This window comes from Kitasatospora nipponensis (genome assembly GCF_039528135.1).
Lineage (GTDB): Bacteria > Actinomycetota > Actinomycetes > Streptomycetales > Streptomycetaceae > Kitasatospora > Kitasatospora nipponensis.
Genome location: NZ_BAAALF010000101.1, coordinates 22,897 through 28,931 on the forward strand (window position 1 = coordinate 22,897; position 6,035 = coordinate 28,931).

Consider the following 6,035-nt stretch of genomic DNA (forward strand, 5'->3'; position numbering starts at 1 on the left):
TGACGAGCCCTACGGGAGGGTGAGGATCTCGGCGCCGTCCGCCGTGACCACCAGGGTGTGCTCGAACTGCGCGGTGCGCTTGCGGTCCTTGGTGACCACCGTCCAGCCGTCCGGCCAGATCTCGTAGTCGTACGTCCCCAGGGTGAGCATCGGCTCGATGGTGAAGGTCATCCCGGGCTTGATCACCTCGGTCGCCCGGTCGCTGTCGTAGTGCGGGATGATCAGGCCGGAGTGGAACGAGGTGTTGATCCCGTGCCCGGTGAAGTCCCGCACCACGCCGTAGTCGAACCGCTTGGCGTAGGACTCGATGACCCGGCCGATCACGTTGATCTGACGACCCGGCTTGACCGCCTTGATCGCCCGGGCGAGTGATTCCCGGGTCCGCTCGACCAGCAGCCGCGACTCCTCGTCCACGTCCCCGCAGAGGTAGGTGGCGTTCAGGTCTCCGTGCACCCCGTGGATGAACGCGGTGGCGTCGATGTTGACGATGTCGCCGTCCTGCAGCACCGTCGAGTCCGGGATGCCGTGGCAGATCACCTCGTTGACCGAGGTGCAGATCGACTTGGGGAAGCCCCGGTAGCCGAGGTCGGAGGGGTAGGCGCCGTGGTCGCACATGTAGGCGTGCGCGACGGCGTCCAACTCGTCGGTGGTCACGCCGGGGGCGATCAGTTCGGCGGCCGCCGCCATCGCCCGGGCGGCGATCCGGCTGGCGATCCGCATCTTCTCGATGGTCTCCGCGCTCTGCACCTCGGGCCCGGTGTACGGGGTCGGCATCGGCTTGCCGACGTACTCCGGCCTGGCGATGTGCGCCGGGACCTTGCGCAGGGGGGACTGGATACCGGGAACGAGGTGAGCCATGGCGGGGAGTCTATCGGTCGGTCCCCCACCGGCCCGAGCCCCCGATGGTGTGGGTGCGGACGCGGTCGGGAATGATCACGGCAGACCCGCACCACCGGAACACGGCGCACCACCCGAGAACGGAGAGTCCCCATGCCGATGGGATTCCGCCACAAGCCCACCGGGAACCCGGGCGAGTGGTTCTACTGCCTCAAGCACGGCAAGGTCGAGGAGGGGCCGGAGTGCCCGGCCAAGGACCGGCTCGGCCCGTACGCGACGCGCGAGGAGGCCGGGCGCGCGCTGGAGACCGCCGCCGAGCGCAACCGCGAGTGGCGCGACGATCCGCGCTGGGACGACCGCCCGCACCCCGACGCGCCGGGGGACGGGCCGAGCTGAGCCGGGCTCAGCTGACGGGGTCTCGGCCCGCTCAGGCCTGGGCGGCGGACGGGTCGAGCGCGGCCGTCGCCGGGGCGGTGGCGCCGGCAGCGGGCTCGGCGGTGGCTCCCTCGGCGGTCCCCTCGGGGGCGTCGTCGGTGGGGGCGTCGCCGTCGGCGGGCTCGGTGGCCCGCTCGCGCTGGGCCCGGACGGCGGCCACGTGCGGGTCGGTGCGCGCGTCGTAGGCGAGCAGCCGGGGCAGCGCGGTGGCCAGCCCGGCCACGCTCAGCACGCAGGCCAGCCCGCCGAGCCAGACCGAGCCGCGCACCCCGACCAGTGCGGCCGTGCCACCGGCCCGGACCTGGCCCAGCTGCGGGCCCACCGAGTAGCTGAGCAGTTCCACCCCGGCGAGGCGTCCGCGCAGCTCGTCGGGGATGGACTGGTTCCAGATGGTGGAGCGGCCCATGCCGCTGACCATGTCGGCGCCGCCCGCCGCCGCCAGGAAGAGCAGCACCAGCCAGATGTTGCCGACGAGCCCGGCGGCGGTCATCGCGGCGCCCCAGCCGAGCGCGGCCAGGACCACCATCCGCCCGTGCCGGTGGATCGCCGAGGCCCAGCCGCTGGTGGCCGAGACGACCAGTGAACCGACCGCCGAGGCGCCGTACATCAGGCCCAGCGCCCAGTGCGCGTGCAGGTCGTCGGCGAGGAAGGGGAAGATCGCGGTGGGGAAGGCGAAGAACATCGCGGCGATGTCGATCACGTAGGTGCCCAGCAGTTCGGGCCGGCTCCAGGCGTACCGCACCCCGGCGGCGATGGCCGCGACCGAGGGCTTGACGGCGCCGGAGGGCGGCGGCACCGCGCGCACCCTGACGAGCAGCAGCAGCGAGGCACCGAACGAGACGACGTCCAGCGCGTATGCGGTGTGCGCCCCGGCGAAGGCGACGATCACGCCGGCCAGCGCCGGGCCGAGCACCGAACCGGCGCTGCGGTAGAGCGAGATGAGCGCGAAGGCGGCGGTCATCTGGTGGTGCTCGACGATCCGCGGGACCAGGGTGTCCAGGGCCGGGCGCTGCAGCCCGTCCAGCGCCGCGACCAGGCCCGCGACCAGGTAGATCGGCCAGAGCATCGGGTGCGGCAGCAGGGAGTTGAGCAGCAGCAGACCGCTCAGCAGGCCGAGCCCGGCCTCCGAGCCCAGCACCAGTTTCCGTCGGTCCAGCGCGTCGGCGAGCGCGCCGCCCCAGAGCCCGAAGACGATCAGCGGCAGCAGTTCGACGGCGCCGACCAGGCCGACCGCGACGTAGGAGCCGGTCAACTGCTTGATCTGCAGCGGGACGGCCACGTAGGTGAGGAAGCTGCCGAAGGTGGAGACGCACCCCGAGCCCCAGAGCAGTCGGAAGTCCCGGGAGGCGCGCCAGGGCGCGAGATCCGGGCGAAGCCGGCTGAGGAGGCTTGCTTGCTTGCTCACAGGCCGCCATCCTGCGCCGCCCGGGCCCGCGGGGCAACGCATTTAACGGTCCGGGCCCGCCGCGTCCGGGCCCGCCGCGGTCCGGTACGGCAGCCGTCGTGGTTGGCGGCGGGGGGCGCCGCCGGGGGCCGGCCCTCGCCGGCGACCGTCGTCACCAGCGGTTGACCGGCTCGGTGGTGAACCTGGCGACCAGCCGGGCCAACCGGTCGGTGCGCCGCGGCTGTTCGCCGGCCGCCGCGCTGACCAGGTGCTGGACCAGGTCGAACTCCGGTGCCGCGGCGCTGTCCACCGTCAGGCTCCGGTGCGCGAGCGCGGTCAGCTCGCCGTCGTCGGCCCGGTCGTCCGCGGCCAGCGCCAGCACGGTGGCCCCGCCGCGCCGGGCGTCCGCGAGGCGCTCCAGCAGACCGGCGCCGGCGGCCTGCGGGCTGACCACCAGGACCGTCTCGCCGCGCCCGGCCGCCGCCAGCCGGGGCAGCCCGTGCCGCAGGTGCGGCGGGGGCGTGGCCGCAGGTGGGGCAACGGCCGGGACGGTACCGAGCGGGAGCGCTCCCTCGGGGCCGGACCCGCCGACGGCGGGCCCACCGTCCTCGGGGCGGTGGCGGATCAGGGTCGGTGCCAGCAGCGGGAGGTCCGACCAGGCGGCCTCCTCGTCCAGGTGCGCGGCCAGGTGCCAGGGCTCGTACCCGTCCGAGCCGACCAGCAGCAGGCCGCGCGCCGAGCGCCGGGTGACCGCGCCGCGCAGCGACCCCGCGAAGGCCCGGGTCGCCGCCAGCAGTTCGGTGCCGGCGAGTCCTTGCCGAAGTGCCGAAACTCTCAGGGGATCCATGGCGCCCAGGATGGAGCCGGGGCCCGGCCTTTGGCAGGATCTCGGTATGACTTCCCTCGATTCAGCGACCAGTGCGGCAGCCGCAGCGGAACTGCCCGACGTCTCCCAGTTGGTGGTCGGCGTCCTCGGCGGCACCGGCGACCAGGGCCGTGGCCTGGCCTACCGGCTGGCCAAGGCCGGCCAGCGGGTCATCATCGGCTCGCGCAGCGCCGAGCGGGCCGCCGAGGCCGCCGCCGGGCTCGGCCTCGGCGTGCGGGGGGCGGACAACGCCACGGTCGCCCGCGAGAGCGACATCGTGATCGTCGCGGTGCCGTGGGACGGGCACGGCGAGACGCTGGCCGCCCTGCGGGAGGAGCTGGTGGGCAAGATCGTGGTGGACTGCGTCAACCCGCTGGGCTTCGACAAGCAGGGCGCGTACGCGCTCACCCCGGAGGAGGGCAGCGCCGCCCAGCAGGCCGCCGCCCTGCTGCCGCAGTCCCGGGTGACGGCGGCCTTCCACCACCTGTCGGCCGTGCTGCTCCAGGACCCGGAGATCGAGAGCATCGACACCGACGTCCTGGTGCTGGGCGACGAGCGCGCGGCCACCGACCTGGTGCAGGCGCTGGCCGCCCGGATCCCCGGCATGCGCGGCGTCTTCGCGGGCCGGCTGCGCAACGCCCACCAGGTCGAGGCGCTGGTCGCCAACCTGATCTCGGTCAACCGCCGGTACAAGGCGCACGCCGGGCTGCGGGTCACGGACGTCTGAGCGGGGCCCGGACGTCCGAGCGGCTCCCGGCCGCCCGGACCGTGGCACCGTGTGACGGCTTCGTGACGAAACGCGAGGTCCGGGTCACCCCGTTGTGGGCGGGCCCGGACCTTCGGCGAGAATGGTGCGACACCCCCGACCTCTGGAGCCGGTTGCCATGCCCCGCAACGCCCTGTACGCCTCGATCGTCTTCGTCCTCGCGGTCTCCGCCGCGGTGGTCTCCTTCGTGGAGGGCAACTGGCTCGGGGTGGTCTGGGTGCTGCTGGCGGGCGTCGCCAGCAACATCGCCTGGTACTACCTGCGCAAGGAGCGGCTGGCCAAGGCGGCCGAGGGCAACCAGTTCGGCTAGACCCGCGTCGGTGCGCGCGGTCAGTGCGACCAGAACCGGAACAGGTACGAACCGAGCTGCGCGTAGAAGACCGTGTTGATCCCGAACAGGTCGAGGACGTCGTAGATCCGGGCGAAGAACCAGTGGTTGACTTGCGACTGCCACAGCACCACGAAGACCGCGAGCATCCCGTACGGCGCGAACGGCTGGACCGCGCGGCGGGCCTGCGGCGAGAGCCACGGCTCGATCACCCCGTAGCCGTCCAGGCCCGGCACCGGCAGCAGGTTGAGGATCGCGGCGGTCAGCTGGAGCAGGCCCAGGAAGCCCAGCGCGGCCGGCAGGGCGCCGACCTGCTCCGCGCCGATCTCGACGGTGCCCGGCAGCTGGTCCAGCCAGCCGGAGCCGACCGGGATCAGCAGGGCCAGCGCGAAGACCAGGTTGACCAGCGGCCCGGCCGCCGAGATCAGGCTGTGCTTGAGCCGCCCCTGGATCCGGTGGCGCTCGATGAAGACCGCGCCGCCGGGCAGGCCGATGCCGCCCAGCACCACGAAGACCACCGGCAGCACGAAGCTCATCAGCGCGTTGGCGTACTTGAACGGGTTGAGGGTCAGGTAGCCCTTGGCGCCGATCGTGATGTCCCCGCCGTGCAGCGCGGTGCGCGCGTGCGCGTACTCGTGCAGCGACAGCGAGACCATCCAGCCGGCCACCACGAAGAGGAAGACGCCGAAGCCGGTCGAGCCGAAGCCGCTCCACAGGGCCCAGCCGGCGGTACCCATGGTCGCCAGCAGCACCCAGAAGACGGGGCTGATCCGGCGCTCCTCGCGGTCGGACCGGCGTGTGTCGGCAAAGCTCATGGGAAACGGTTCTCCGAGGCAGGGGGTGTGGGGGCGGACCCGACCGATGATGCCGGGTGGCGGACGTCGGGGACAAGCGACACCGGGTGAACGTGCCGCCGCGCCCGCGCGTTCCGGGCGCTCCCCGCCCCGGGCGTACCGGGCGCCCCGGGCGGAAGTCAGCGGATCCGGTCGCCCGAAGGCCGCAGAATGGTGCCGTGCACTACGGCATCCTCGGCACCACCACGGCCCATCACGACGACGGCACCCCGGTCCCGCTCGGCGGTGCCCGGCTGCGCGCGCTGCTCGCGGCGCTGGTCCTGCGCGAGGGCCGGCCGGTGCCGGCCGACCAGCTGGTGGCCGAAGTCTGGGACGGCGACACCCCGCAGGACTCCGCGGCGGCGCTGCAGACCCTGGTCGGCCGGCTGCGCCGCACCATCGGGCGGGCCGAGGTCGGCTCGGGCCCCGGCGGCTACTGGCTGACCGGCGGCGAGAGCGACCTGGCGCGGTTCCGGCAGCTGGCCGAGCGGGGGCGCGAGGCGCTGGCGGCCGGCGACGCGGCCGCGGCGGCGCACGAGCTGCGCGGGGCGCTGGCGCTCTGGCGCGGCCCGGCGCTGGCCGACCTG

The 6,035-nt window shown here is 73.9% G+C and carries 8 protein-coding genes; 4 read left to right on the forward strand and 4 right to left on the reverse strand.

Features of this window, described 5'->3' with window-relative positions; genetic code table 11:
• Positions 1-9 precede the first annotated feature (9 nt).
• Positions 10-858: a type I methionyl aminopeptidase gene (gene map / locus ABD323_RS24785; protein WP_344444142.1), complete on the reverse strand. Its 849-nt coding sequence runs from the start codon at positions 856-858 to the stop codon at positions 10-12.
• Positions 859-990: 132 nt separating this feature from the next.
• Between map and ABD323_RS24790 the strand changes: the two genes are divergently transcribed.
• Positions 991-1,233, forward strand: a complete 243-nt coding sequence (locus tag ABD323_RS24790; RefSeq protein WP_344444143.1) for a hypothetical protein — start codon at positions 991-993, stop codon at positions 1,231-1,233.
• A gap of 31 nt (positions 1,234-1,264) precedes the next feature.
• On the opposite strand, the gene ABD323_RS24795 is transcribed toward ABD323_RS24790, so the two are convergent.
• Together ABD323_RS24795 and ABD323_RS24800 are read right to left on the reverse strand one after the other, a co-directional pair.
• Positions 1,265-2,677 (reverse strand): MFS transporter, encoded by a 1,413-nt coding sequence (locus tag ABD323_RS24795; RefSeq protein ID WP_344444145.1) that lies wholly within the window; start codon positions 2,675-2,677, stop codon positions 1,265-1,267.
• A 151-nt stretch (positions 2,678-2,828) separates the two neighbouring features.
• Entirely contained in the window at positions 2,829-3,503 is a 675-nt protein-coding gene (locus ABD323_RS24800) for a hypothetical protein (RefSeq protein WP_344444146.1), read from the reverse strand.
• A gap of 46 nt (positions 3,504-3,549) precedes the next feature.
• Between ABD323_RS24800 and npdG the strand changes: the two genes are divergently transcribed.
• Together npdG and ABD323_RS24810 are read left to right on the forward strand one after the other, a co-directional pair.
• Positions 3,550-4,248: an NADPH-dependent F420 reductase gene (npdG, locus tag ABD323_RS24805; RefSeq protein ID WP_344444148.1), complete on the forward strand. Its 699-nt coding sequence runs from the start codon at positions 3,550-3,552 to the stop codon at positions 4,246-4,248.
• A 157-nt stretch (positions 4,249-4,405) separates the two neighbouring features.
• A complete protein-coding gene (locus tag ABD323_RS24810; RefSeq protein ID WP_344444149.1) occupies positions 4,406-4,597 on the forward strand; it encodes a hypothetical protein in 192 nt (63 codons plus the stop codon).
• 20 nt (positions 4,598-4,617) lie between these two features.
• Here ABD323_RS24810 and ABD323_RS24815 read toward each other — a convergent pair whose 3' ends face one another.
• Positions 4,618-5,430 (reverse strand): site-2 protease family protein, encoded by an 813-nt coding sequence (locus ABD323_RS24815; RefSeq protein WP_344444150.1) that lies wholly within the window; start codon positions 5,428-5,430, stop codon positions 4,618-4,620.
• A 197-nt stretch (positions 5,431-5,627) separates the two neighbouring features.
• Here ABD323_RS24815 and ABD323_RS24820 point away from each other — a divergent pair.
• Positions 5,628-6,035: AfsR/SARP family transcriptional regulator (locus ABD323_RS24820; protein WP_344444151.1), on the forward strand; the 408-nt coding region annotated here is incomplete at its 3' end.